This window comes from Anaerovibrio sp. (genome assembly GCF_045637405.1).
In the GTDB taxonomy this organism is placed as follows: domain Bacteria; phylum Bacillota; class Negativicutes; order Selenomonadales; family Selenomonadaceae; genus Anaerovibrio.
Genome location: NZ_JAZTZI010000063.1, coordinates 1 through 26516, shown reverse-complemented (window position 1 = coordinate 26516; position 26516 = coordinate 1). Strand labels below are relative to the sequence as shown.

The 26516-nt window shown below is 44.3% G+C and carries 25 protein-coding genes; 24 read left to right on the top strand and 1 reads right to left on the bottom strand.

All coding sequences use genetic code 11. The features are described from left to right. The first annotated feature begins 41 nt into the window (after nt 1–41). On the top strand, nt 42–1184 hold the full coding sequence (locus ACKI5G_RS04800; protein WP_407398152.1) for a glycerophosphodiester phosphodiesterase: 1143 nt from the start codon (nt 42–44) through the stop codon (nt 1182–1184). Nucleotides 1185–1267: 83 nt separating this feature from the next. Here ACKI5G_RS04800 and ACKI5G_RS04795 read toward each other — a convergent pair whose 3' ends face one another. After that, a complete protein-coding gene (locus ACKI5G_RS04795; protein ID WP_407398150.1) occupies nt 1268–3286 on the bottom strand; it encodes an LTA synthase family protein in 2019 nt (672 codons plus the stop codon). Between the two features lie 145 nt (nt 3287–3431). Here ACKI5G_RS04795 and ACKI5G_RS04790 point away from each other — a divergent pair, with 145 nt between their 5' ends. The 23 genes from ACKI5G_RS04790 (at nt 3432) to ACKI5G_RS04680 (ending at nt 26339) form a co-directional block, all read left to right on the top strand. Further along, a complete protein-coding gene (locus tag ACKI5G_RS04790; protein WP_407398148.1) occupies nt 3432–4310 on the top strand; it encodes a lysophospholipid acyltransferase family protein in 879 nt (292 codons plus the stop codon). Nucleotides 4311–4400: 90 nt separating this feature from the next. Next, nucleotides 4401–5228, top strand: coding sequence for a UDP-3-O-acyl-N-acetylglucosamine deacetylase (gene lpxC / locus ACKI5G_RS04785; protein WP_407398146.1), 828 nt, complete (start codon nt 4401–4403; stop codon nt 5226–5228). 52 nt (nt 5229–5280) lie between these two features. Beyond that, the gene (fabZ, locus tag ACKI5G_RS04780; protein WP_407398144.1) at nt 5281–5721 is read left to right on the top strand and encodes a 3-hydroxyacyl-ACP dehydratase FabZ; all 441 of its coding nucleotides are present in this window, start codon (nt 5281–5283) and stop codon (nt 5719–5721) included. 174 nt (nt 5722–5895) lie between these two features. Further along, on the top strand, nt 5896–6735 hold the full coding sequence (gene lpxA, locus ACKI5G_RS04775; RefSeq protein WP_407398142.1) for an acyl-ACP--UDP-N-acetylglucosamine O-acyltransferase: 840 nt from the start codon (nt 5896–5898) through the stop codon (nt 6733–6735). 15 nt (nt 6736–6750) lie between these two features. Beyond that, complete coding sequence (locus ACKI5G_RS04770) at nt 6751–7560, top strand: LpxI family protein (RefSeq protein ID WP_407398140.1); 810 nt, start codon at nt 6751–6753, stop codon at nt 7558–7560. Between the two features lie 237 nt (nt 7561–7797). Continuing rightward, a complete protein-coding gene (gene lpxB, locus ACKI5G_RS04765) occupies nt 7798–8955 on the top strand; it encodes a lipid-A-disaccharide synthase (RefSeq protein ID WP_407398138.1) in 1158 nt (385 codons plus the stop codon). Nucleotides 8956–8958: 3 nt separating this feature from the next. Then, nucleotides 8959–10689, top strand: coding sequence for a lipid A export permease/ATP-binding protein MsbA (gene msbA / locus ACKI5G_RS04760; RefSeq protein ID WP_407398136.1), 1731 nt, complete (start codon nt 8959–8961; stop codon nt 10687–10689). 31 nt (nt 10690–10720) lie between these two features. Then, nucleotides 10721–13216, top strand: coding sequence for a tetraacyldisaccharide 4'-kinase (gene lpxK / locus ACKI5G_RS04755; protein WP_407398134.1), 2496 nt, complete (start codon nt 10721–10723; stop codon nt 13214–13216). Nucleotides 13217–13237: 21 nt separating this feature from the next. Continuing rightward, nucleotides 13238–13984, top strand: coding sequence for a 3-deoxy-manno-octulosonate cytidylyltransferase (kdsB, locus tag ACKI5G_RS04750; protein WP_407398168.1), 747 nt, complete (start codon nt 13238–13240; stop codon nt 13982–13984). A gap of 20 nt (nt 13985–14004) precedes the next feature. Beyond that, a complete protein-coding gene (gene kdsA, locus ACKI5G_RS04745) occupies nt 14005–14829 on the top strand; it encodes a 3-deoxy-8-phosphooctulonate synthase (protein WP_407398132.1) in 825 nt (274 codons plus the stop codon). A gap of 21 nt (nt 14830–14850) precedes the next feature. Then, nucleotides 14851–15819: an SIS domain-containing protein gene (locus tag ACKI5G_RS04740; protein WP_407398130.1), complete on the top strand. Its 969-nt coding sequence runs from the start codon at nt 14851–14853 to the stop codon at nt 15817–15819. 1 nt (nt 15820) lies between these two features. After that, nucleotides 15821–16381, top strand: a complete 561-nt coding sequence (locus tag ACKI5G_RS04735; RefSeq protein WP_407398128.1) for a KdsC family phosphatase — start codon at nt 15821–15823, stop codon at nt 16379–16381. Between the two features lie 42 nt (nt 16382–16423). Next, nucleotides 16424–17338: a lysophospholipid acyltransferase family protein gene (locus ACKI5G_RS04730; RefSeq protein WP_407398126.1), complete on the top strand. Its 915-nt coding sequence runs from the start codon at nt 16424–16426 to the stop codon at nt 17336–17338. Continuing rightward, nucleotides 17331–17882, top strand: a complete 552-nt coding sequence (lptC, locus tag ACKI5G_RS04725) for an LPS export ABC transporter periplasmic protein LptC (RefSeq protein WP_407398124.1) — start codon at nt 17331–17333, stop codon at nt 17880–17882. The genes ACKI5G_RS04730 and lptC overlap by 8 nt, the downstream gene beginning before the upstream one ends. Before the next feature lie 11 nt (nt 17883–17893). Continuing rightward, nucleotides 17894–18586, top strand: a complete 693-nt coding sequence (locus tag ACKI5G_RS04720) for an LptA/OstA family protein (protein ID WP_407398122.1) — start codon at nt 17894–17896, stop codon at nt 18584–18586. Nucleotides 18587–18603: 17 nt separating this feature from the next. After that, nucleotides 18604–19323 (top strand): LPS export ABC transporter ATP-binding protein, encoded by a 720-nt coding sequence (gene lptB, locus ACKI5G_RS04715; RefSeq protein ID WP_407398120.1) that lies wholly within the window; start codon nt 18604–18606, stop codon nt 19321–19323. Nucleotides 19324–19336: 13 nt separating this feature from the next. Beyond that, nucleotides 19337–20428: an LptF/LptG family permease gene (locus tag ACKI5G_RS04710; protein ID WP_407398118.1), complete on the top strand. Its 1092-nt coding sequence runs from the start codon at nt 19337–19339 to the stop codon at nt 20426–20428. A 68-nt stretch (nt 20429–20496) separates the two neighbouring features. Beyond that, a complete protein-coding gene (locus ACKI5G_RS04705; RefSeq protein WP_407398116.1) occupies nt 20497–21705 on the top strand; it encodes a DUF3084 domain-containing protein in 1209 nt (402 codons plus the stop codon). Between the two features lie 259 nt (nt 21706–21964). Continuing rightward, nucleotides 21965–22390, top strand: coding sequence for a pre-16S rRNA-processing nuclease YqgF (locus ACKI5G_RS04700; RefSeq protein WP_407398114.1), 426 nt, complete (start codon nt 21965–21967; stop codon nt 22388–22390). A gap of 16 nt (nt 22391–22406) precedes the next feature. Beyond that, nucleotides 22407–22865: a dCMP deaminase family protein gene (locus tag ACKI5G_RS04695; protein WP_027397634.1), complete on the top strand. Its 459-nt coding sequence runs from the start codon at nt 22407–22409 to the stop codon at nt 22863–22865. A 389-nt stretch (nt 22866–23254) separates the two neighbouring features. Next, a complete protein-coding gene (locus ACKI5G_RS04690; RefSeq protein WP_407398112.1) occupies nt 23255–24292 on the top strand; it encodes a glycosyltransferase family 4 protein in 1038 nt (345 codons plus the stop codon). Between the two features lie 47 nt (nt 24293–24339). Next, nucleotides 24340–25500 carry a non-hydrolyzing UDP-N-acetylglucosamine 2-epimerase gene (gene wecB, locus ACKI5G_RS04685; RefSeq protein WP_407398110.1) on the top strand — a complete coding sequence of 387 codons (1161 nt, stop codon included), beginning with the start codon at nt 24340–24342 and terminating at the stop codon, nt 25498–25500. A gap of 575 nt (nt 25501–26075) precedes the next feature. Continuing rightward, complete coding sequence (locus ACKI5G_RS04680; protein WP_407398108.1) at nt 26076–26339, top strand: ATPase F0F1; 264 nt, start codon at nt 26076–26078, stop codon at nt 26337–26339. Nucleotides 26340–26516 lie beyond the last annotated feature (177 nt).

The following is a 26516-nucleotide window of genomic DNA, read 5'->3' as shown; positions in this document are numbered from 1 at the left end:
TTATACTTATTACAGATTCATTATTTTAAGGGGGAAATAAAATGAAATTGAATCGTAAAAAAATCGCTATGGGTATTTTGGCAGCAGTAATGGCAACAGGGGTAGCCAGTTTTACTGATGCACCACAGGCTGAGGCAAAGGTAGACTTTGGGGATGTCTTTGATTTTGAGCCTCATCGTGGCGGCAGAGATGCCCGTCCTGAGAATACTCTGTATTCTTACGCTTATGCCATTGAGAATGGCGCAACCAGCATCGAGTGCGATATGCAGTTCACCGGGGATGGTGACATTGTAATGAGCCACAATCCAATTCTGAATCACGAGATTACCCGTGATGCCAATGGCAATTGGATTGAGAACGGCAAATATGATATCCGCAAGATGACAGTTGCTGAAATTCAGAAATTCAATGTTTCCAAGATCAATCCTGAGGTTGATTACTACAAGCTTCATGGCCAGACCAGAGTTGATCCTGAGTTTGCCCAGATTCCTACCTTGGAGCAGCTGTTCCAGCTGGTAAAGGCTTCCGGCAACGAGAATGTTAAGTTCAACATTGAGACCAAGTCTTATCCTGATCCATTACAGGCTAAGGAGCATGCAGGCAATGCTGACAAGAAGGCATTCCTCACCCGCTTCAATGAGCTGGTAGCAAAGTATGGCATGGAAGACCGTGTAGTCCTTCAGTCCTTCGACTGGGAAACCCTTATGATGGAAAAGAAGATGAATCCAAACATCACTCTCTCTGCTCTGATTGAGGAAGAGCCATCTTGGGGTAAGTCTGCTGAGTCCCTGAGACCTTTTGACAAGGAAAAATCTCCTTGGCTTGGCGGTTTGGATATTAAGGACTTCAAGGGTGACGCAGTAGCTGCTGCTCATTCCTTCGGTGCTGATATCGTTTCTCCATACTATGGTGAGATCAGCAAGAACATGGTGGACGAGGCTCACGCATTAGGCATGAAGGTAGTTCCTTGGACCGTAAATGATGTTAAGGATATGGAAATGATGTACGACATGGGTGTTGATGGTCTAATCTCCGATAAGCCATGGATTCTCCGTTCCTTCTTGGAAAAGAAGGGCGCAAAGCTCTATCCTAAGCATCCATTCCAGTCCGAGTATCATCTGACTCCTGACCATGTAGAGGTTCAGACCGACAAGGTTACTGGCGGTGCTGATGCTTCCTACTAAATTAATAAAATATTGAGTATAATAAATGCCCTTCAGGGATTGTACCTTGGAGGGCATTTTATATTGCATAATTGTTATTCTAGTTAATTTGTTTGAAGGAGTTCTGGATGTCGTGCAAGCCAGCCAGTCAGTGCACTAAAACCATCAGATTCATTTTTGTATGGATTTTCTCCATCAAAAGTATGAGTTTCCATGGTTGTGGTCTGAACATTTGTGGATTGATATGTTAATTCATCAATTTTGCCAATATTATCATTGTTAATCCAGTGATATGGAGAAACGATGTGATCCAAAGGAGTCAACATTGAAGGAAGGAGAGAATAGTATTTAAATCCCTTTGGTGCGATAAGTTCAACAATGGTTGGTAAAATATTCATATGACTGGCGATGAGATTTCCTGCCAATATGGACTTGTCAAAATCTCTGTGATACATCGCAAAAGATGTACAAATGGTTTCTCTAAAAGAAAAGTCTCTGCGCTCCATAACAGTAGCAGGAGGTATAGGAAGACTTGAATGGTCACCAGTGATAATTACAAGACTGTCAGGATAGGTTTTGATTATGTTATCTACAAAATTTTGTAGTGCTTTATCAGCATACCAGTATGTGCCAGCGGCTTTATTTTCTCTTTTGTTAAGTTTATCTGCAATGTTAGGCATAACAGTCTTTGCATCAAAACCAAGTTTTTTTAGTGGCATTTTGTAGGGGCCGTGATTTGAAGTTGTGTAAATGTAATGGAATGTGGGTTCATCTATGTCTTTTAAAAGCTCAGTGGTTTTTTCGAGGAATATATGGTCATAAATGCCAACCCAGGTTTTAGGGGAATCCTTAGGGCAGAATTCTGTAGCCCCCATTACCTTATCAAAGCCTACAGCAGGTGCAAATTTATGGAAACTTCCATAGGTAGGATTGCCTCCGTACCAGTAAATGGATTTATAGCCTAGCTTTTTCAGCTGAATTGGCAAAGCTGCCGGAGTTGCTCCGGCCCAAAAATCTTCCCGTTCGTTCAACTCCAGTCTGGCATCAAAAATTCCAGACATAAGACTTACAATGGATGGCCTTGAAAGAGGACCAGCAGGGATGAAATTATCTATAGAAACAGTGTGAGGATTTTTGCGGAATTTTTTACCACCATCCATAATATGCAGCTGTTCGTAGGGATTATCGAGAAGATATTGGGTATAGCTTTCGCCAACTATAAGAAAGATATTTTTGGGTTTTTTTATGCGTGGGCCCTGGGCCGTTCGGCAAAACGCTTCAATAGGGGAACTAAGCTCTTTCCATTTCAGATTTTTGTATTTTTCTGGCATAATAGAATCAATAAGAGGCTCATCATCTTCATCAGTATGGGTCAGGAGAGCGTCCAATGGATTGTGCCAAACATTTTCCAGGGCGCATAGGTCGTCAATGCAAGCTCTGGAAAGAAAAATATCTTTTTTTACGACACTTGGAATTTCATCCCATTCTGGTTTATCATCATGATTGAAGGTACCACCGTAACGGCAGTAATAGAAAAAAAGAATGGTTCCGATAAAGCAACATGTGTTAAATGTATAATATGAAACAGTACCATTTTCAAAGATAGGAGGTATCATAGGGATATTTAACAATAGGGTAATAGCTCCATATAATAAAGCACCAACAGGCAGATAGCTTAATAATAAAATGGCACCATGATATTGTTTAAAGAACACATCCAGCAAATTATGTTTTTCTGCGTTTCGTCCGAGCCATAGCAGTTTGTTGTATGTATCGTTAAACTGGCGGTAGAATATCATCTTGCCTACAAAGGCTGTGTATAAAAACAAGGAATAAATCAGTAGTCCTGTCAGTCGTAAAGAGTCACCTATGTGGAACCAGGCATTATTGAAGACTCCAGGTATGGTTACAAAGATCATGGATAGAAGCAGTACGTACGCATTAAAGTCCATGCCCCACCAGAAACCGTAACGGTAGCAATGATATAGAGCTACCCCTTTACCTTTAAAACTGGGATATGGTTTATACACTAAAATAAAAATGGTACGGAAAATTGCGCATAAAATAGGTGCCAATACAAATATGTGATAGTCTTGCTGTAGACCTTGCCAAAAATAATTCATTTGTTTCCTTCCCCTTGACTCTAAAAAAAATAATAGTAAAATCTATTTAGTATGTAAGTAAAAATCTCAACGATTTATTATAACAAAAAATAGTTGTTTTTGTTAGTCCATTATGGATTAGTGGTTGGATATGAAAGGACTAAGTATGGCATACTATATTATGAAATTTTTTAGCTGGGTTGCCTGCCTTTTTTCCATGGAAAAGTGTAACAGCTTTGGAAAAGTGCTGGGAAAACTCACTTGGATTGTAGTGCCAAAAAAGAGAAAGTTTATGGCCTATGATAATATTATCCGCTGCTTGGGGGTGGGTGCCAGGGAGGCAGAGAGGATCGCCAAAGCTTCCTGGGTGCAGTTTGGACCAATGCTGATGGAAGTGCTTCGTTACCCTGAGCTTATTAAGGATGATTACATAAAAAAATATGTCACTATTGATGGCCTGGAGTATTTGCAGGAGGCAATTGATAAGAAACAGGGTGCTGTAATTGCCACTTCCCACAGCGATAGCTGGGAGCTTATGGGGGCTGCTTTGGCCCAATATGGCGTACCACTTGTAGGGGTTGCAAGAAAGCAGAAAGATGGTGCCATGGATAGGTTTATAAATGAGTACCGTACTTTGGTGGGAATGCACATTACGTATACCAGTGGGGTAAGGGAAATGTTCAAGATGATTAAGGAGGGCTGGATGATTGGCTTGATTACAGATCAGGATCCAAGCCTGCGAGATGGAATTATTCTTGATTTCTTTAACAGAAAGACTAATTGCTTTGCTGGTCCTGCCACTATTGCCCGTTCACAGAAGGCTCCCATTTTTCATGGACAGATAACCCATCGTTCTGACGGTGGACATCATATTACTATTTACCCGCCAATTTATGTAGATCAGACAAAGGATAAAAAAGCTGATATAGGAAAAGCAACCCAGCAGGTTATGAATCTTCTGGAGAACCACATTAGGGAATATCCTGAGGATTGGTTCTGGCTCCATGACCGTTGGAAATCAGTACGGAATATAGGGTTGGACTAGGATTTTTGCACTATTGCCTATTATTTTGTATAATTGAAAATGAAGTATTGTGTCATTTTAAGTGGCATATTCTATCAAGGAGGGCTGAATTTGATAAAACAGACTACCCTTAACTCCGAAATTAGTTTTGTGGGAGTGGGGTTGCATTCTGGTGTAGATGTACATATGACCTTGCAGCCGGCGAAGGCGGATACGGGTATCGTTTTTGTGAGAAACGATCTGGACGGGTCACCGCAGGTGGAGGCCAAGGCAGCAAATGTTACTTCTACACTCAGGGCTACTACGATTGAAGATAATGGCATCAAGATGTTCACTATTGAGCATCTCATGTCTGCATTTAATGCAATGAAAATAGATAATTGCCGTGTGCTTATTGACTCTGAGGAGCCACCGGTGGCGGACGGCAGTTCAAAGGTTTTTTGCGAGCTTATTAGCAAGGCCGGCATAAAGGAGCTGGAGGCTCCACGTCAGGAAATAATTATTGATAAGCTGTATCGTGTGGATGATGGTGACAAATTTATTCTGGCTGTGCCTTATGATGGCTTCAGGGTAAGCTTCACTTCCATTAATCCTCATCCTCTTATTGGTATTCAGTATGGTGACTATGAAATTACCACTGAGGAGTATATCAAAGAGGTGGGAGCTGCCAGAACTATTGCCTATGAGGCAGAGGTGGAAGCCCTACGTAAAATGGGCTTGGGATTAGGCGGTACCATGGAAAATGTGATTGTCTATAATGATCAGGGCTGGATGAATGAACTGAGATATCCGGATGAGCTGGTTCGCCACAAGATTTTGGATATTGTGGGAGATCTTAGGCTGGCAGGCTTCATCAGGGGGCATTTTATTGCCGTAAAATCAGGTCATGCCTTGAACACAACCATGTCCAAGCATTTGGCTGAGAAATTTTGCAAGTAAGAAATTTTAGAAATATAGTTAAATTTAGTTGGTAAAGGAAGAAGGTATTAATATGGTATTGGAAATCGATGAAATCAAGAAAATTTTGCCACATCGCGCACCATTTTTATTGGTTGACCGTATTATTGAGATTGATCCATTTAAGTCTGCCACTGGCATTAAGAATGTTACCTATAATGAACCACAGTTCCGCGGTCATTTCCCTCATCAGGCTATTATGCCGGGAGTGCTTATTCTTGAGGCCATGGCCCAGGTAGGTGGCATTGCTATGCTTTATCCTGAGGAAAATCGCGGTAAGATTGCCCTTTTCGGTGGCATGGACAACATTAAGTTTAAGAAGCCTGTTGTGCCAGGCGATCAGCTGGTGATGAAGGCTGAGCTGATGAAGGTTCATGGGGATTATGGCAGACTTCACGCTGAGTCCTTTGTAGATGGTGTTTTTGCCGCTCAGGGAGATTTTACCTTTGCTCTTCAACAGCCGGTAAATGAGTAATTTAGGAGAAAAAAGCAGAAAAATAGAGAGAAGATTTAGTATTTGCCCGAAAATCGTGAAAAATGAGCGAAAATCAGATGTAGTAAGATGGGGCTGTTCCATGACTTATACATTATAGCAGTAAGTTTGGACTGTTTTAGGCCCTGCGGGCATACTAAAGGAGTGTAATTTTTTATGACAGATAATAATAATTCTGTTGCTGATATACATAAGTTTTCCGTGGTTCATCCCAATGCAAAGCTGGGAAAAAATGTTAAAATCGGGCCATTTACGGTTATTGGTGAACATGTAGAGATTGGTGACGGTACAGAGATAGGTCCTAACGTTGTTATTACTGGCTGGACCAAGATTGGTCAGGATTGCCATATTTTCCAGGGAGCCTCCATTGGCGAGGAGCCACAGGACCTTAAATTTAAGGGGGAGCGCAGCTTTGTGGAAATCGGTGATCGTACCAAAATCCATGAGTTCTGCACCATTCACCGTGCCTGTGGTGAGGATGAGGTTACCCGTATTGGTGATGACTGTCTGCTGATGGCCTACGTTCATGTGGCTCACAACTGTATTTTAGGCAACAATATCGTAATGGCTAATGCTGCTATGGTGGCTGGCCATGTAATTGTAGAGGACAGGGCTGTTATCGGTGGTATGGCAGGTGTGCATCAGTTTGTGCGCATTGGCCGTAATGCCATGGTTAGCGGTATGTCCCGTAATATTCATGACATTGTTCCGTTCACTATTGTGGATGGTTCCCCTGCAAGGGCTTGTGGTCTTAATAGCGTGGGTATGTCCAGAGCGGGCATTAGCGCTGAGAACCGCAGCAAGATAAAGCAGGCGTATAAATTCCTGTATCGCTCAGGGCTTCGTTTGCCGGAGGCCATTGAGGCCATAGAGGAGCAGGTTGATTCCTGTGAAGAAATTGAGCATTTGTTAAACTTCCTCAGAAACGCGGACCGGGGGATTTGCCGTCCGAATGTTAAGCACAGCTCCAAGGCTGGTGATGGCTCTGAGGGATAATATCGGAGGACGAGTATGGAAAAGATTGGTCTTTTGGCCGGTGTGGGCAGATTGCCGGTGGAATGTGCAATGGCTGCCAAGGCTATGGGCTATGAGGTATACTGTGTGGGGCTGGTTCCCGGGGTTGATGAGGAGCTGAAAGGCTGTACTGCGGGCTATAAGGATATTAATGTGGCTCAGCTGCAGGCTATCATTGACTATCTGAAGGAAAATGGGGTTCAGAAGGTAACAATGATTGGCAAGGTTACCAAGGAAATCCTATACAGTGGGCAGCACGTTCAGCCTGATTTGAGAATGCTCTCTTTGATATTTACTTTGCCTGATCGCAAGGACGATACTTTGATGCTGGCCTTTATCAAAGAATTGGCCAAGGATAATCTTGAGGCCTTTGATCAGACAGCCCTTATTAAGTCATTAATGCCGGAGGTGGGGGTCCTTACCAGGAGACAGCCTACTGATGAGGAAATTAAGGATATGAAGTTCGGCATGGAGATGGCCCGGGAAATTGGTCGTCTGGATGTGGGACAGACTGCTGTGGTTAAGCAGCTGGGGGTTATGGCACTGGAAGCAATTGAAGGCACTGATGCCTGCATTCGCCGGGGTGGCGAGTTGGCTCGTGGTGGTGCCGTGGTGGCTAAGGTGGCAAAGCCAAATCAGGATTTGCGTTTTGATGTTCCTGCTGTGGGCACCACTACTCTTGAAAGCATGATTTCTGTGGGGGCCAAGGCCTTGGTAATTGAAGCTGGCAGAACATTGCTGGTGGATAGGGCAAAGGTCATTGAGATGGCGGATGCCAATGATATTGCCATCGCTGTTATGGAATAAAATATCGTGGAGAATATTTTAGGGACTGGAAGATTTCGGTCCCTTTTGTGTTGTATGTAAGAATAAAATATGCGATAACGTGTTTGATAAATGGCACGTTGCGACGGCGCAGCCTAGTCCTTTAGGGAAACGCTAAGCGGAATATTTTGCCTGTGGCAAAATTTGAACAATTGCGTTATAATATATTGTAATGCTTTTTTAATGGATTTTTATGCATATTTTTAAAGGGGGGCTACAATGAAAATAATGTTTTCTGCTGGAGAACCCTCTGGGGATGTGCATGGTGAGAGCCTTGCCAGGGCCGTTTTGGAAAAATGTCCTGAGGCTGAGCTTATCGGCTTCGGTGGTCCCAAAATGGCGTCAGCAGGTGTTCGATTGTGCTCTGATATGCGTGAATACAGTATTATGGGCGTTTGGGAGGTTATAAAAAACCTTCGCAGGATATTCGCTCTTTTGGATAAGCTGGAGGCTTTCATGAAGGAGGAGAAGCCTGACATTCTGGTGCTGATAGATTATCCGGATTTTAATTGGCGGCTGGCAAAAAAAGCCAAGGCTATGGGGATACCGGTATTTTCTTACATTCCCCCATCGGCTTGGGCATGGCGTAAGGGCCGTGCCAGGAAATGTGCCGCCATTGCCGATGAATTTGCAGCGATATTCCCCTTTGAATTGCCTGTATATGAGGCGGCAGGAGCCAATATTTCCTTCAATGGCAATCCCTTGGTGGATACGGTTAAGCCAAGTTTGACCAAGTCGGAGGCCAGAGAATACTTTGGGGTAGCCGAAGGCAAAAGCCCCGTAATTTTGTTGCCGGGCTCCCGCAAGCAGGAGATTAATATGCTGTTGCCGGCTATGCTTAGTGCAGCTGAGCTTTTAAAGCAGGAAAATGACAGCCTGGAGTTTTATTTGCCGGTGGCACCGGGTATCGGCAAAAGGCTGATTACAGATATCGCCTCCAAGTATAGTGTGAATATTCACTATACTGAGGATAAGAATTATGATCTTATGAGTATCGGGGAGTTTGCCATTGCTACTTCTGGTACTGTGGTTATGGAGGCGGCTCTTTTGGGGCTTCCATGTGTATGCCTTTATAAAATGGCACCTTTAAATTACGCCATTGGCAAGCTGCTGGTGGACATTGAATTCTTTACTCTGCCCAATATTTTAGTGGGGCGTCAGGTGCAAAGGGAGCTTTTGCAGGATGAGGTTATAGGGGAGAGAATTTTTACCGAAGCAAGGAAATACTATGCTGAAGAAGGCTTTCGCAATAAGGTTCTTGATGGACTGAGGGAGGCTGTGTCCAAACTGGGAAAGCCAGGGGCAGCAGGCAGAGTTGCAGAGAAAATTTTAGCGGCGGCAGAGAGATATGGTAAAGGTCGCCTGGAGGTTAGTTAGTAAATGAAGAATTATAAGCGTTTGCTTATGTATATAAAGCCATATACCAGAAGACTGGTGGCGGCAGTATTTTGCATTATAATGGCTGCAGGAGCCAATTTGTATCTTCCATGGATTATCAAGGATATGATTGATAAGGTGCTCATGGAAAGGGATATGTACATGCTGAACCTTATTGCCCTTGGTATATTGGTAGTAATGTTCATTAGAGGTGTATTTTATTACGGCCAGAGTTATTTGGTTTCGTATGTGGGCGAGAAGGTTATTATCGATGTGCGCAGCATTTTGTTCCGCAAGTTTCAGAAAATGCCTCTTTCCTACTATGATAAGCAACAGACTGGTACTGTAATGAGCTATATTACCAACGATGTAGCAGCCATGCAGAGTGCCATTGTAAATAACCTGATTGAGATGGTTACAGAGGCTTCTATACTGGTGGGGTCTCTGGTAATGATGGTTTATTTGGATTGGCGCCTCAGCTTATTGACTTTGATGACCATTCCTTTGGTGGGTTACGCCATGAAGATTTTTGGCCGTAAGCTGAAATCCTCCGGGTCTCTTATTCAGGAGCGTATGGCGGATATTACTTCCATGCTTCAGGAAAGTATAGCAGCCATCAGGGTGGTTAAGTCCTTTGTTCGTGAGGCCTATGAAATTAAGCGCTTTGAGCATCAGAATGTGCTGAATTTTCAGGCTGCCATGAAGAACGTTAAGCTCATGAGCTTGCTTACCCCAACTGTGGAGTTTTTGGCAGCTGTGGCTGTAACCTTCATCGTGTGGTTCGGTGGCTATGAGGTTGTTAACGAAACCATTACCGCCGGTGAACTGGTGGCATTTCTTACCTATGCCGTTAATCTGGCAAATCCTGTAAAGCGTCTTAGCCGTGTTTATGGTGCAATTCAAAAGGCTATGGCAGCAGCAGAGCGCGTATTTGACGTTATGGATATGGACGAGCAGATTAAGGATGGTCCTGATTCCAAGGTTCTTCCTAAGATAGAGGGCAAGGTGGTATTCGATAATGTTACCTTCTCCTATAAGGAGGGGCAGGCGGCTCTTTCCAATGTGAGTCTTACGGCGGAGCCAGGCCAGATGATTGCCCTGGTGGGACCAAGCGGCAGCGGTAAATCAACTATTGCTAATTTGATACCTAGATTTTATGATATAGATTCCGGGTCAATTTCCATTGATGGCTATGATGTGCGGGAGGTTACCACTGATTCTCTTCGCGAGCAAATCGGTCTGGTGCCGCAGGAAACCATGCTTTTCAGCACCACAGTAATGGAAAATATCCGTTATGGACGGTTGGATGCCACAGACGAGGAAATCATCGAGGCCTCCAAGGCTGCCAATGCCGACGAGTTTATTCAGGAGCTGCCTGAGGGCTATAACACCAAGATTGGTGAGCGGGGGTTGAATCTGTCTGGCGGTCAGCGCCAGCGTTTGGCCATTGCCAGAGCCATATTGAAAAATCCTCGGGTTTTGATTTTGGATGAGGCCACCTCTGCCCTTGATACAGAAAGTGAGAAAATTGTACAGGATGCTTTGGACAAGCTGATGGTGGGGAGAACCTCCTTTGTTATTGCCCATCGCCTGTCTACTATATTTAATGCAGATCAGATTTTTGTAGTGGAAAACGGCCATGTTATTGAGCATGGTACCCATGAGGAACTGCTGGCCAAGGGTGGCCTTTACAGTAATCTTTACAACATCCAGTTCCGCAACAGTAATGCATAACTATTGGTATTTTTGAGGAGAAAACTATTCTATGCTCCATTTAGTGTACAATATTGTAGGTGTACTGGTGGTCATTTTGATGATACCGGTATTCTGCATTCGGGGAGTCCGGGAAAAGGGATTCGTGGAACGAATCAAACAGCAGCTGGGATTTTTGCCCAAGCATGCCCTGGACAAGGTTGCCCGCAAAAATTGTATATGGGTTCACGCTGCTTCTGTTGGTGAGATTGTGGCGGCCAGTCCCCTGATCAAGGAATTTCACAAGGAATTTCCTCAGAGTCCTATACTAGTATCTGTATTTACAAACAGTGGCTATGAAATGGCTAACCGCATCATTAAGGATGCGGACAGTATAATTCACTTTCCTTTCGATTTACCTTGGCTCTCAGCCAATCTTTTGTATAGAGTCCGTCCACGGGTTTTCATGCCGGTGGAAACTGAGCTTTGGCCTAATTTCCTCAGGGCCTGCAAAAAGCTGGATATACCAGTGCTTATGGTTAATGGCCGAATCAGTGACAAGAGTGCTAAAAGCTATCGTTATATGATGGGTCTTTGGGATGAAATTCTCAGCTCCATTAAGGTATTTGCCATGCAGTCCAATGTGGACGCGGAAAATATTTTAAAGCTGGGGGCTGACCCTGATCTGGTAACTGTTACCGGTAATACCAAGTTTGACCAGACTTACACTGATGTTAGTCCCGAGGAAAAGCATAACCTGCTGTTGGAGCTGGGGCTTAAGGATAATCAGGGGGTATTTTTGGCCGGTTCCACCCATAAGGGGGAAGAGGAGCATGTGTTAAGGGCCTTTAATGAAATACGCCGTATTTATCCCAAGGCAAAGCTGGTAATAGCTCCCCGGGCCATTCTTCGTACAAACGCCATATTGGAGCTTTGCGACGAATATTGCTTTAAGGCTGTAACCAGAACCCAGCTGCAGGAGAATTTTACCACTGATCATGATGTGGTTATTCTTAACACCATTGGTGAGCTGGGAAAGATGTACAGCGTAGGTGATGTTATTTTTGTTGGTGGTACCTTGATTCCTCACGGGGGTCATAACATATTGGAGCCTGCGGCCCACGGAAAGGCTATTATTGTGGGAGAAAATATGCAGAACTTCAAGGATACACATGTACTTTTTAAGAAACGCGATGCTGTAATTACCGTTAAGTCAGGAGATGATTTGGCGGTGGAGGCCCTGCATCTCTTTAGGGATGATGAGGAGCGTCATCGTATGGAAGCAGAAACCTTGGCCATTTGTAAGGAAAACAAGGGGGCAGCCCATAGAACGGCAGTGATCCTTAATGATCTCCTTGCCAAGGTGGAAATGAACAAGGTCAAGGCCACTGATAAATTGGAAAACTTCCAGACCTATTTCATGCAGATTATCCATAATAAGGAACCACAGGGCTTCTTTACCCGCTGTGTAATGGCAATATTGTTTATCCTTTCCAAGGTTTACAGTATGCTTGTAAACTTAAAGCTGGATAGCTATAAGTTTGGAATTTTGAAGACAAACAAGCTGGGCTGTTTTGTAATCAGCCTTGGTAATATTACTGTAGGCGGTACTGGTAAGACCCCTACAGCCCAGCGTCTGGCCAAGTATATTCGTGATATGGGCTATAAGGTGGTAATCCTTAACCGGGGATATCGTGCCAAGTGGCAGGGAGAAGTCGGTCTTGTATCTGATGGCAACCATATTTATATGGAGGCCGATCAGGCCGGTGATGAGGCCTATATGTTGGCCAAGCATTTGCCTGAGGTGCCGGTGCTGATTGGCCGTGACCGTTATAAAACAGGTCAGTATGCAATCGAACACTTTGGTGCCGAGGTGGCAATTCTTGATGATGGCTTCCAGCATTGGAAGCTGGCCCGTGACCTTGATGTGGTGCTTATTGATTCCGTAAATCTTTTTGGTAACGGGCATGTACTGCCAAGGGGTACTCTCCGTGAGCCTATTACCCATTTGGAGCGTGCAGATGTATGTCTTATGACCAAGGTGGACCAGGGGTTGCCAGGGTTTAAGAAATATATTAGGGATCAGATTGCCAAATATGGCAGTAATCCTACTGTAGTGGAAAGTATTCACCATCCTCAGTCCTGTATTGAGCTGTGTGATTGGAAACGCAACGTGGCCAGTGAGGGAATGTCCATTTCTGCCATTAAAGATAAGAAAGTGGTGGCCCTTTCCGCCATTGGCAATCCTGCGTCCTTTGAGCAGACGGTGGCCAGTGCGGGGGCGGAAATCATTGAGAGCTTCCGTTTTCCGGACCATCACGAATACACCCAGGAGGAAATGGTGGATGCTATGGAGCAGGCTGTCCGTCAGGGGGCCGAGGCCATTGTAACCACTGAAAAGGATGCTGTTAAGCTGCCAATGGAATTTTTGGCGGCGGTGCCTGATGAAAAGCAGATTCCGGTGCTTATTCTCACTGTCGAAGTGGTACTTCAGAATGGCAAGGATGAATTTGAAGAGATGCTGCAGAGAAAAATTGCTGAAAAGCTGGAGCAGCATAAGTCTAATTAATAAAGAGAGGCTGATATGTCAATGAATACACTTTGTGTTATTCCGGCGCGTTTTGCATCTACCCGTCTTCCGGGGAAGCCCTTGGCGGATATATGTGGAAAGCCTATGATTTCCAGAGTTTATGAGCAGGCAGCCAAGGCAAAGCGCCTTACAGGTGTTATTGCGGCTGTAGATGATGAGCGGGTATACGATGCTGTGGTTAAAAACGGTGGTAAGGCCATGATGACAGCCAAGGACCACCCAACGGGCACCGACCGTTTGGCAGAGGTGGCAGCAGCTCATCCCGAGGCAGAGCTTATTATCAATGTTCAGGGTGATGAGCCTATGATTGAGCCTTCTCTTATTGATGAATTGGCAGCAGCCTTTGATGATGCTCCTGATTTGCAGATGGCCACGGTAAAGTCGCCTATGACAGATCCGGAGGATATAAAAAATCCTAACAATGTAAAGGTTGTTACTGATAAAAATGGCTATGCACTGTATTTTTCCAGAAGTGTTCTGCCTTATCCAAGGGAGGATACGGGAGTAACGGTGTATAAGCACATTGGTATTTATGCCTACAAGCGGGATTTCCTGCTGCATTACGCCAAAATGGAGCCTACTCCTCTGGAAACCACTGAGTCTTTGGAGCAGCTTAGGGCCTTGGAAAATGGCTATAAAATTAAGGTTATCAAAACTGACTTCCATTTCGTTGGAGTGGATACAAGGGAAGATTTGGAAGCAGTCAATAAAGCATATAAACAGCGTTTAAATGGGCAAAATGCCTGAGGAAGAAGGGTGGTAGCATTATGAATACTGTTCAGGTGGGTAAATTTGAAATTGGTAATGGCAAACCGCTGGCTCTGTTGGCTGGTCCATGTGTTCTTGAGGAGATGGACCGTTGTCTGCTGATTGGCCGCACAATTAAGGAAATCTGTGGCAAGCTGGGGATTCCGTACGTTTTCAAGGCGTCCTTTGACAAGGCAAACCGTTCTTCCTTTAACGGTTTCAGAGGCCCTGGTCTGAAGAAGGGACTGGAAATGCTGCAGCATATTAAGGATGAACTGCAGGTGCCTATCGTTACTGATATTCACACCGAGGAGCAGGTGAAGCCTGTGGCCAAGGTGGCAGATATAATTCAGATTCCGGCATTTCTCTGCCGTCAGACTGATTTGCTTTATACTGCCGCCAAGAGTGGTGCTGTTGTTAATGTAAAGAAGGGTCAGTTTATGGCCCCTGCAGATATGCGCAATGTGGTGGACAAGCTCCATGAGGGTGGCTGCTCGCAGATTATGCTGACAGAGCGTGGTGCTACCTTTGGTTACAACAATTTGGTTGTGGATATGCGCGCTTTCCCTATTATGCGGTCCTTCGGCTACCCGGTTGTTTTTGATGGTACCCATAGTGTTCAGCTGCCAGGCGGTGCCGGTACCTGTTCGGCAGGTAACCGTGAATATGTGCCAAATCTGGTACGGGCTGCTGTCGGTGCAGGAGTGGATGCTCTCTTTATGGAAGTTCATGATAATCCGGAGGAGGCTCTCTGCGATGGTCCTAATATGATTTATCTGGACAAGCTGGAAGAGCTTTTGACGGATGCCATTGCAATTCATGATATTGTAAGAAAACAGTTGTAATTTTTGTGAGGCTTTTGTTAAATGATTAAGGATTCTGCAATCGAGACACTTCGTATTGAGGCGGACTCAGTATTGAAGCTGATTGATCATGTTGATGAAGAATTTGTCCAGGCAGTTCAGTGTATACTGGAGTGCAAGGCAAGGGTTATTATTACGGGCATGGGTAAGTCCGGCCATGTGGGCAGAAAGATTGCTGCCAGTCTGGCCAGCACAGGAACACCATCCTTTTTCATGCACCCGGCTGAGGCGTTTCACGGTGATTTGGGCATGGTTACAGCTGATGATGTAGTTATAGCTATTTCCAACAGCGGTGAAAGCACTGAGGTGGTAAATATTCTGCCGGTGGTAAAGCGCATTGGTGCCAAAATTATCGCCATGTCAGGTCGCAGGGAATCTGCTTTGGGCCGGAATGCTGATTTCTTTATTGATGTCAGTGTTGAAAAGGAGGCTTGTCCTTTGGGATTGGCTCCTACTGCCAGTACCACGGCTACTTTGGCCATGGGTGATGCCATTACTGTGGCTTTGTTGGAAGCAAGAAACTTTACCAAACAGGACTTTGCCCTTTTCCATCCGGGCGGTTCCCTGGGACGGCGTTTGCTTTTAACTGTGGAAAATGTTATGCATAGCGGTGAGGACAATCCTATTATTCACTACAGTGCCACCGCCAAGGAAGCTCTTTTTATGATGACGGATAAGGGCCTTGGGGCAACGTCTGTGGTGGATGATGATGGTAAATTTATTGGATTGGTAACAGATGGTGATATTCGTCGTTGTTTAGCCAAGGGCAGTCAGTTTTTGGATGAGCCGGTGGAGGAGCTTATGACCAAGAAGCCTCATACCATTACCCAGGAGAAGCTGGCGGCATCTGCCTTAAGTATTATGGAAAAGCATAAGCCACGGCCAATTACGGTTTTGCCTGTGGTGAGTGCTGATAATAAACCAGTTGGTATTGTGCATTTGACAGACCTTTTGCGTCAGGGAGTTGTATAATATGAAAACTAAAAAAGGTGCTTCTGAAATTGCCAAGAAAATTAAGCTGATAATTTTTGATGTGGATGGAACCCTTACGGATGGGTGTATCTATATGGGGCCTGAGGGGGAAGCCATGAAGGCTTTTTCTGCCCGGGATGGTATGGGTATTGCCATGGCTCATAAGGGGGATATTAAAAGCGCTATTATCACCGGCCGTAGCTCCAGAATTATGGCCAAGCGTGCCAATGAGCTTAAGATTGATGCCCTTTATCAGGGGTGTGTTGATAAGCGTGGGGCTTATGAGGAGCTTAAGCTGAAATTCTCCCTTAAGGATGATGAGATTGCCTATGTGGGAGATGACATCAATGACATTCCTCTTATTCAGCAGGCAGGCCTTGGCTGTTGTGTGGGAGATGCTGTAGCTGAGGTTAAGGATTTGGCCACGGTGGTGGCTGACTATCCAGGTGGCAAGGGGGCAGTTCGGGAAATCCTTGAGTTTATATTAAAGGAACAGGGGAAATGGGATTCCCTTGTGGGCACCTTTACCGGAAAAAAAGTAGTTGACGGTGTAAGGCAGTAAATAAAAGTATTCTTTTAATAGGGATAGGAGATTTGGATTTTTATGGTATACAAGCTTCTTATGTTTCTGAGCTGGGTGTCATGCAGAACTCCTTATAGCTGGTTGTTGGCAGCGGGCAAGGGATTGGGCATCCTGTATTACAAGTTAATAAAGAAACAGAGAAATCTGGCGATAAAGCAGATGCGGGAGTCTTTGAAAATATCTCAGGAAGAGGCTGAAAAGCTGGTTCGTGAGTCCTTCATCAATATGGGTCGCAATTTTTTTGAAGTGCTGTATATGCCTGCCCTTAACAAGGATAATTTTAAAAAGCATATTGAAATTGACCATCTTGAAAGGATGGAGGCGGCATTGGCAGAAAAGCATGGTGTTGTGGTTTTGACAGGTCATGTAGGTAATTGGGAGTGGTTGTCTGCCGCCTTTACCATGAATGATATGCCTGTAAGTGCCATTGCCAAGCAGCAGCCTAACATGGATTATACAAATGCCCTGAATGATTTGCGGGCAACCATTAACGTAGAAATATTTTCCCGCGGTACCAGTGAGCTTTTGGCAGCAGCCAAGGCACTGAAAAAAGGGAGAATATTGGGATTTTTGGCAGACCAGGATGCTGGTCCTGGTGGTGCCTTTATTGAATTTTTGGGCAAGACGGCTTCTACTCCTATGGGAGCTGCGGTATTTGCCAAAAAATTTAATTCTCCTATTTTGCCAGCCTTTATACTTCGCCAGCCAGATGGCCATCACAAGGTCGTTATTGGTGAGGTGCTTCGCTATGAAGATACTGGGGACAGCGACAAGGATTTGTTTAATTTAACCTATAAAATGACCAAAATTCTTGAGAAAATAATTATTGAAAATCCGACTCAGTGGCTTTGGTTCCAAAAGCGTTGGAACACAGCTCCTGAGCAGCAGGTGCACAAGCATCATATAGTAAAATCAGAGGTAACTGACAATGAATAAAAAAGGAAAGGCCTTGGCAGGTATATTTACAGTTTTGCTGGTATGCCTTATAGTATGGGCTGTAAACGGAATACCAGAGCCTCCTGATGAGGGAAATACTCCCTCACAGCGTATTGTTAATTTTGATGGCAATACTATTAGCGAGGAAAAGAACGGTAAGATCATTTGGACAGTAACTGCCGAAAATATAGAAATGGATATTGATACCAAGGATGCCTCTCTCATAAACGTTACGGCTGTATATAATTTTGAGGATGGCCGTATCGTTGAGTTGAAGGCACCGAAGGCTATCTACAAGGAAAAGGATCATCATTTGGAAATTATTGATGGAGTGGAGGGAAAATCCAGTGATGGTGGCAAGTTCTCCTGCAAGGAGGTGGAGTGGCTGTCCGATAAGGACATGCTGGCCATGAAGGGAGACGCTAAAATTGAGTACGAAAAGGAGCATATAAAGGCATCCGGTGACCGTATAGAGAGCACTAATGGCTTTACCAAGTTTAAGGCCATTGGAAAGGCTCATTTGGAAAAGGGAAAAAAGGAATAGGAGAATAGGCTATGAGCATGAGATTAAACATAAAAAAAGCAATTGTTATGGCTGGTATTGCTACTATGGCGGTTTCAGGCACTATTTATGCAGCGGATAACAACGAGCCGGCAACCCTTGATGCAGAGGAAGTAGAATATGATATGGAAAGTGGCCTGGCCTCTGCCAAGGGAAATGTGGTAATGACCAAGGGTAATGCCACTGTTACCGGTAATTATGCAGAATATAATTCCAAGACCCAGGAGGGTAAGGTACGTGGCAATGTGGTGGCCACCAAGGAGGATATGCGGGTGACTGCTGATTTGGTAACCACTGATGGTCCTGACCACATGATTGCCGTAGGTTCTGTTAACGGCACCAAGGCTGACAAGCATTTTATGGGGCCTAAGGTGGAATATTTCCAAAAGGATGAGTATGTGCTGATTCCAAGCGGTGGTAGCATCACTTCTGCGGATGGAACCTTCAGAGCTGATCTGATCCGTGGATTTATGAAGGAAGATCACATTGTAGGTAATGGTAATGCTTATATGGTAAGCCCTAAGAACAACATGGAGGCTGGTGGTGACCAGGTAGATTATTGGGGCAAGGAAAAGGGCAAGGCTATTATAACCGGCAATGCCTGGGCTGTTCAGGACAACAATACCCTGAAGAGCAAAAAACTGACCGTATATTTGGCTGATGACGGCAAGACATCTGTGAAGTAACTGGGAGGTCTATTGAGTTGCATATTGAGGCCAGAAATTTAGTTAAAACATTTAAAAAACGAAATGTTGTGGATGGTGTTTCCCTCAAGGTGAGCAAGGGGGAAATCGTAGGCTTGCTGGGGCCAAATGGTGCCGGCAAGACCACCACGTTCTATATGATTGTAGGCTTGGAGCGTCCAACCTCCGGCGAGGTTTTTTTGTCTGATTTCCCAATCAGTGATATGCCAATGTATAAGCGTTCACGCCTGGGTATCAGCTATTTGGCCCAGGAGGCATCTATTTTCCGCAATATGACCGTTGAGGAAAATATTATGTCCATTCTGGAGGGGACTATCAAGGATAAGGCTACCCGTCATAATAAGGTGAAGGAGCTGCTGGAGGAATTCCACGTATCCCATGTTATTGACAGATTGGGTACAGAGCTTTCCGGTGGTGAGCGTCGCCGCGTGGAGATTGCCCGCTGTCTGGCATTGGAGCCACAGTTTATTCTGTTGGATGAGCCCTTTGCCGGTGTAGATCCATTGGCAGTGGCGGATATTCAGGGAATTATCAAATATCTTCAGGAGCGCGGTATGGGAATTCTCATTACTGACCATAATGTAAGAGAAACGCTGCATATCGTTGACAGGGCATACATCCTTAATAACGGCAAGATTCTCCTGGAGGGTGACAGCAATACGATAGCAAACAGTGAGCTGGCCAAGAAATTCTATCTTGGTAATGATTTCACATTGTAATTGAGGTAAGAAGATGCAGATTAGAATATTAGACAAATACATATTTAAAGAGGTTTTCAAGACCTTTATATTTGGTATATGTGCATTTTCTGCCGTATTTATCGGTTCCGGAACCTTGTTCCGAATTGCACAGTATATCACAGAATATGGTGCCTCTCTGGCATCTGTGGCCAAGATTTTCGTGTTGAGTCTTCCAGGAGTTGTTATTTGGACTTTCCCAATGTCCATGCTGCTGTCCGGCCTGTTGACCATTGGACGTCTTTCCGGAAATAGCGAAATAACTGCCATGAAGTCATGCGGTATCAGCTTTTACCGTATTGCAGCACCGGCTATTGTTTTGGGGGCATTTGTAAGCATATTTGCTGTTTATTTCAGTGAATACGTAGTGCCATGGTCAAATGAAGCCTATAGTAATGTGCTCAATTATGAGATTAAGGGAAATTTGGCACCTCAATCCCAGGAGCATATCATTATTAAGGACATAAAGAATGGCAATATTGAAAACCTTATCTATGCCCGTCAGTATGATGCCACTACCAATCAGATGCTGGGTATCACCATGCAGTCCTTCGAAAAGGGCGAGCTGAGTCATGTGGAAAATGCGGAATACGCTGACTGGAAGGATAATCAGTGGACCATGCATCAGGGAATAATTTATGATGTATCTCAGGGAGAGTCCCGCCATACCATGCATTTCGATACTCAAGTGCTTCCTGTAAACGAAAGCCCAAAGGAAATTATCCGTGAGCAGAAGAAGCCTGAGGAAATGTCCATGGCAGAGCTGACAGCTCAGATTGAAATAATGAAAAGCCAGTATGTAAATACTGCCAAGCTGGAAACGGAGCTTTATCAGCGTGTTACTATTCCAATGGCAAGCCTTATTTTTACCCTGGTTGCCGTTCCTTTAGGTATGCAGCCAAACCGCAACAGCTCTTCCCGTGGCTTCGTAATAAGTATAGTAATTATTTTTATTTATTACAGCTTAATGACCATGGCCGGAGCCATTGCCCAGGGTGGTACTGTTCCACCGATTATTGCTGTATGGCTGCCTAATATTATAGGCCTTATTGCCGGTGGCTGGCTTATGAACAGGGCTTCCAAATAATAAAAAATACAGATGCATTAAATATTTATTTCGTTTTTTTATAGATTTTGAAGGGATGTGACTTCGCCGTGTATGGTCTGTTTTTGATTGTGGTTCTGGTAGTAGTAGGCGGAGCCATAGCCTTTATTGGTGATAGACTGGGATCCAAGGTCGGCAAGAAAAAACTGACTATTTTTGGGCTCAGACCAAAGCATACCTCTGTTTTGGTAACAATTCTTACAGGTATCAGTATTACTACCATGACCCTGGCAGTAATGACCACTGTTTCTGACAATGTTCGTACTGCTCTTTTTGGTATGGAGCAGCTCCGTCAGACTATGGCGGAAACGGAAAACCGTCTGGCTTATGCTTCCAGGGAGCTGGAAAATTCCAAGGCAGAGCAGGCCAAGACGGATGCAACCTTGGCTCAGACACGCAAGGATTTAGATCAGCTTATAGAACAACGTCGGGAGCTGGAGCAGAGAGCTGATGAGCTGCAACGGGGCAACGATGCTTTGGAAGCAGCCAAGGCCGAGCTGATGACAGAAAACAATAATTTGGCCTCACAAAATCAGGGGCTGGCAGATGATAATGCCAAGCTGGCGGACGATAATAAGCAGCTGGAGGACAGAAATGCTTATCTGACAACAGGTATTCAGATTATGCGTGAAGGGGATATTACCTTCCGTGCCGGTGAAGTTCTGTCTGGTGGAGTGGTTAAGTGTAGCCGCAGCACCGAGGAAATCATGAATGATTTGAGTGTGCTTACAGATATGGCCAGAGAGAATATTGCCCGTCGCCTGGGGGATAAGGCTACAGAACAGGAGAAGCAGATATGGATTTTACAATCTGATTATGAACAGGCAGCCCAGATTATTTCTGAAAGTCAGGATGATATGGTTGTTCGTATTGTATCCATTGGCAATCTCGTTCGTGGTGAGGATGTTCGCACAGTGCTGCAGCTTTATCGCAATAAGCGGGTGTTCAATGACGGTGAGCTTATTGCTACCAAGAGCCTCCATGTAAACGTTAATAATGAGGAGGAAGTGGATGCGGAAATAACCAGCTTCCTTCAGGAGGTTAACGGCATTGCCACCCAAAAGGGGGTATTGCCTGATCCTATTTCCGGCAATGTGGGTATTATCGAGGGTGAAGAAATTTATAATACCATTAATGACCTTAGAGCAGCTCGTGGAAAGGCAACGATTTATGCTTACGCCAAGGGGGCATGCGAGGTATTCGGGCCATTGCGGGTAAGGCTGAAGATTATAGCCTCCGGGGTCATAGGGGCATTTTAAAATACTGTTCGAATAATTTTACATAGGGCAGAGACTGTTGCCTTTCGCTCAGCTTCGATGCTAAAAATATTTTTTGCATAATAATTAACAGCAAGAAAAATCCGAACTCGCTTCGCAATAACAGTAGTTGTGTTGCTTCGCTCAAACAACGGATGTTTTCTCGCTGTGTAAGTTAGCAAAAAAGTATTTTTTAACGCCTCGAAACTTAATGCTCAAGGCAATCAGTATCTGCCCTTGATAATATATAGGAGTAGTTGTTTTGAGTACGAAATTAATAGGAAAAAGTATTTTGGCAGTTGATCCGGGACGGGATAAATGTGGTGTAGCTGCTTTATCAACAGATGGTACTGTCCTTTACCAGCGGGTGGTGGATACGGCTTCCATGCCTAATATTATTAGTAATTTGAAGAGAGACTATGAAGCTGATATACTTGTAATTGGTAACGGTACCACCTCCGGTGAGGCACAGGCACGTATAAAAAATGAGTGCCCGGAGCTTCAGCTGGAGGAGGTTGATGAGTACTATACTACCCAACTGGCCCGTGGTGAATATTGGAAGGTAAAGCCGCCAAAGGGGTGGCGTAAGCTAATACCTACCAGCATGCAGGTGCCACCGGAGCCAGTGGATGATTTTGTGGCGGTTATTTTAGCAAGAAGATATTTAGAGGAACGCAATATAAAATGAAAGAAGGGGAACAGAAATGGCAGATGCTTCAAAGAGACCGGAATGGAATGAGTATTTTCTTGATATTTCCAAGGCAGTAGGAAAACGGTCTACCTGTCTTAGACGCAAATATGGGGCGATTATCGTTAAGGATAAAATTATCATCAGTACAGGATATAATGGTGCACCTAGAGGTGAGGCCAACTGTATTGATACCGGTCTTTGTGAGCGTCAGCGCCTGGGCATTAAGCCAGGTCAGAATTATGAGCTGTGTGTAGCTGTCCATGCAGAGCAGAATGCCATTATTAATGGTGATCCCGAGAAAATGAAGGGGGCCACAGCCTATATTGTGGGCTATAATGCAGACGGAACCCTGGCAAGTGGCAAGCCATGTCTTCTCTGTAGGCGTATGCTTAGAAATGCAATGTTGGATAAAGTTATTTACCTTGAGTCAGACGGGTCAGTGGTAGAAGTAGAGCCAAAGGATATAAAGTAAATTTATAGATGTGCATCCTTAGTGTCACGTCGGTCATGCCCCTAAAACTTTTTGTCCGATTTATATAGCGTTAAAAATCATAACTCGCTTTGCCCTTGTAGGGCTCGCTCAAACAAATGATTTTTCCCGCTAATATTTAGGAGCGTACAAAAAAGTTTCTTAACGACGCATGCCCTAATTGTTCCACTAGTATGCCCATCTATTTTTTTCCTTTATACCTGCTTTTTACTATGAAATCTTAGTGAATCAAATCTGAAGGATGAAGATGAGCTTTAGATTTCGTGTAAGGGCTGATGAAAGCCCGTATGCTTTCATCTTGCTTATCTTGTTGACAGAGTGTATTTAGTGCAGTAAAATTGGTATGTTCTAAAGAAAGCAGGTGACTTTTTATGCCAAATTTCGTTTGGGCATTACTTATAGCTTTGGTGGTATCATTAGTGATTACCCCAGCTGTTATTTTATTTGCAGATAAAACTGGTGCCATGGATGCACCGGATGCCAGAAAAGTACATAAAAAACCTATTCCACGTATTGGAGGCTTAGGAATTTACATTGCCTTTATGGCAGGTGTGCTGGCTACTTTACAGCTGGATATGCTGCCAGAGGATGTGCAGTCAGGTGTTATAGGTCTTTTGATAGGTGCTACCCTGATTGTTATCTTGGGTTTGGTGGACGACTATAAGAATCTTCCCCCTAAGGTGAAGCTGTTGGGACAGATCGTTGCTGCGGGAGTTCTGGTGTCCTTTGGGGTACAGATTGATTTCGTGGCGGATCCATTTGGAGATTATTTCTATCTTGAATACTTTGCCATTCCAGCTACCCTATTTTGGATTGTGGGTCTGACCAACACGGTTAATCTTATTGATGGCTTGGACGGCTTGGCTGCTGGTGTGGCCACTATTGCTTCCATTACGATACTTTTGGTGGCTATACAAAATGCTTTTGTGTTGGTAACTATTATTACAGCAGCATTGGCCGGAGCAGCTATTGGATTTCTTTGGTACAATTTCAATCCGGCAAAGATTTTCATGGGAGATACAGGCAGTATGCTCCTGGGTTTTGTGTTGGCGGGAATTTCTGTAATTGGTGCAGTTAAGAGTGCAGCGACTATTGCCCTTATTGTGCCTATTTTGGCTCTGGGTGTGCCAATTCTTGATACCTCCTTTGCCATTATCCGCCGTTATCGCGGTGGTGTTCCTATTTTCAAGCCAGACAAGGGACATTTGCATCATCGTCTTTTGGATATGGGCTTTAACCAGCGTCAGGCTGTGTTGTTGATGTATATTATCAGCGCCATGCTGGGACTGAGTGCCGTCCTTCTTAATGAGGTGTCCGGCGGCATAGCTATTGCCATTGTGGTGGCAGTTATTCTGCTGGTATTTTTCGGTGCAAAAAAACTTGGTATTCTTAGAATGAAGAATCCTTGATACTTAAAATATATTCGTAATTATCTCGTATATGGAAGGGGATTAAGATGGGGAAAAAGATTAAAGTAATGACTGTGTTTGGTACCCGTCCGGAAGCAATTAAAATGGCTCCTGTAGTTTTGGAGCTGGCCAAACATCCTGAGGAGATTAAGCCAGTGGTGGCTGTTACTGCCCAGCATCGCGATATGCTGGATCAGGTATTAAATCTTTTTCATATTAAACCGGATTATGATCTGGATATTATGGCTGCCGGCCAGACATTATTTGATATTACCTCCAGGGCTATGATGGGCCTGGATAAGGTGTTGCAGAAGGAAAAGCCTGATATTGTGCTGGTGCATGGTGATACCACCACCACCTTTGCCGGGGCTTTGGCGGCATATTACCATCAGACTGCTGTTGGGCACGTGGAGGCAGGCCTGAGAACTCATAACAAGTATTCACCGTTCCCGGAGGAAATGAACCGCAAGCTCACTGGTTCCATCGCCGATATGCACTTTGCACCTACTAATACTTCCGAGAGCAATCTCTTGGCTGAATCCATCAATAAGGAGGGTATTTTTGTTACTGGCAACACCGTTATTGATGCTCTTCATAAGACAGTTCGTGAGGATTTTGTATTTGAAAACGAGACCCTTCAGAATATTGACTACAAGAATAAGCGTATAATTTTGGTTACTACCCACCGTCGTGAGAATTTGGGTGAACCAATGCGTAACGTATATAAGGCTCTGCGTCAGCTCACAGAGGAATTTGAGGATGTGGAGATTGTCTTCCCTGTTCATAAGAACCCGAAGGTTCGTGAGGTAGTTAAGGAAGAATTGGGTGGCCACGACAAGGTTTATCTCATTGATCCGTTGGACTATGAACCTTTTGCCAACCTTATGCACAGAGCTTATATGATTCTTACTGACTCCGGTGGAGTTCAGGAGGAGGCACCTGCTTTGGGTAAGCCGGTTCTGGTACTCCGTGATACCACAGAACGCCCTGAGGCCGTGGAGGCAGGTACTGTTAAGCTCATTGGTACTGATGAAAAGGTTGTATATGAGGAAGCCAAGAAGCTGTTGACTGATAAAAACGAGTACAACAGTATGGCAGAGGCATGCAACCCTTATGGTGATGGTCAGGCATCCCGCCGTATTGTGGAGGCCATTCTCCATAAATATGGAAAGGGCCATGCAAAGCCAGACCGCTTCGTGGCCAAATAATTTTATAAATTTTAGGACTGCGTTATTCGTAGTCCTTTTTTTATTTGTTACAATGTGGGTCCTGTCATGGAATAGGCCATTCATTTTCTTCGCTAGTGCCACATCAATTTATTTATCGGCTTAAAGATGGTATGGACGGACTTCGTAACCGTCCGCCACATCACAGTGGCTTCGATGAGTTTATTACGGATGTGTCATTTTGAGCTTCGCATGCTTCATGTCCTTATTCCATGCCACCCACAGTTATTGCACATAAGGACAGGGGTGCTTACTGGAGCAATTAGGTCATGAGTCGTTAAGAAACGCTTTTGTCCGCACATCTATTTTAGTGACAAAAATCATCTGTTTGAGCGAAGCGAGTTATGATTTTTTTCACTATTTAATTAGGACAAAAAGTTTTAGGCCCATGACCGTCGCGACAGAAAACAGCCCTGCCCATTTGCATAAAAGTATAAATAGAAATTATGAAAACATTAGTATGAAATTATTTTCATAAATTTAACAGAATTATTTCATAATGGAGGAATATTTGCTATAATTTCAAGTGTTGTTGATATTTCAAGGGGCAGAGGAAGGTGAAACACTTGAAGGCGGCGAATAATAACAAGAGTGAGCATGAAGATAAAGAAGCCGGCGGCTTGGCTCAGGCTCTGAAGGCCTTTGGTGTTTTGGGGGGCGTAGGTGTTTTCTTTGCAGTCGTCATGGGAATATGTATTTTCCTGGGGGCTATGGCAGATGATTTTCTGGGCCTTGAATATGGTGGAAAGCTAACGGGAATTGTTGTGGGATTTCCAATTGCCTTTTATCTGACCTACAAACAGCTCAAGGGTATTATTTAGTTTACAACGCAGTTAATTTTTTTGGGCGTTATGACGCGCAGTTCAAGTTTATAGCGTGTTGAAACGCTAATAATGAATATTTTGCTTATGGCAAAATATGAACAACTGCGTTATAACACGCAGTTCAAGTTTATAGCGTGTTGAAACGCTAATAATGAATATTTTGCTTATGGCAAA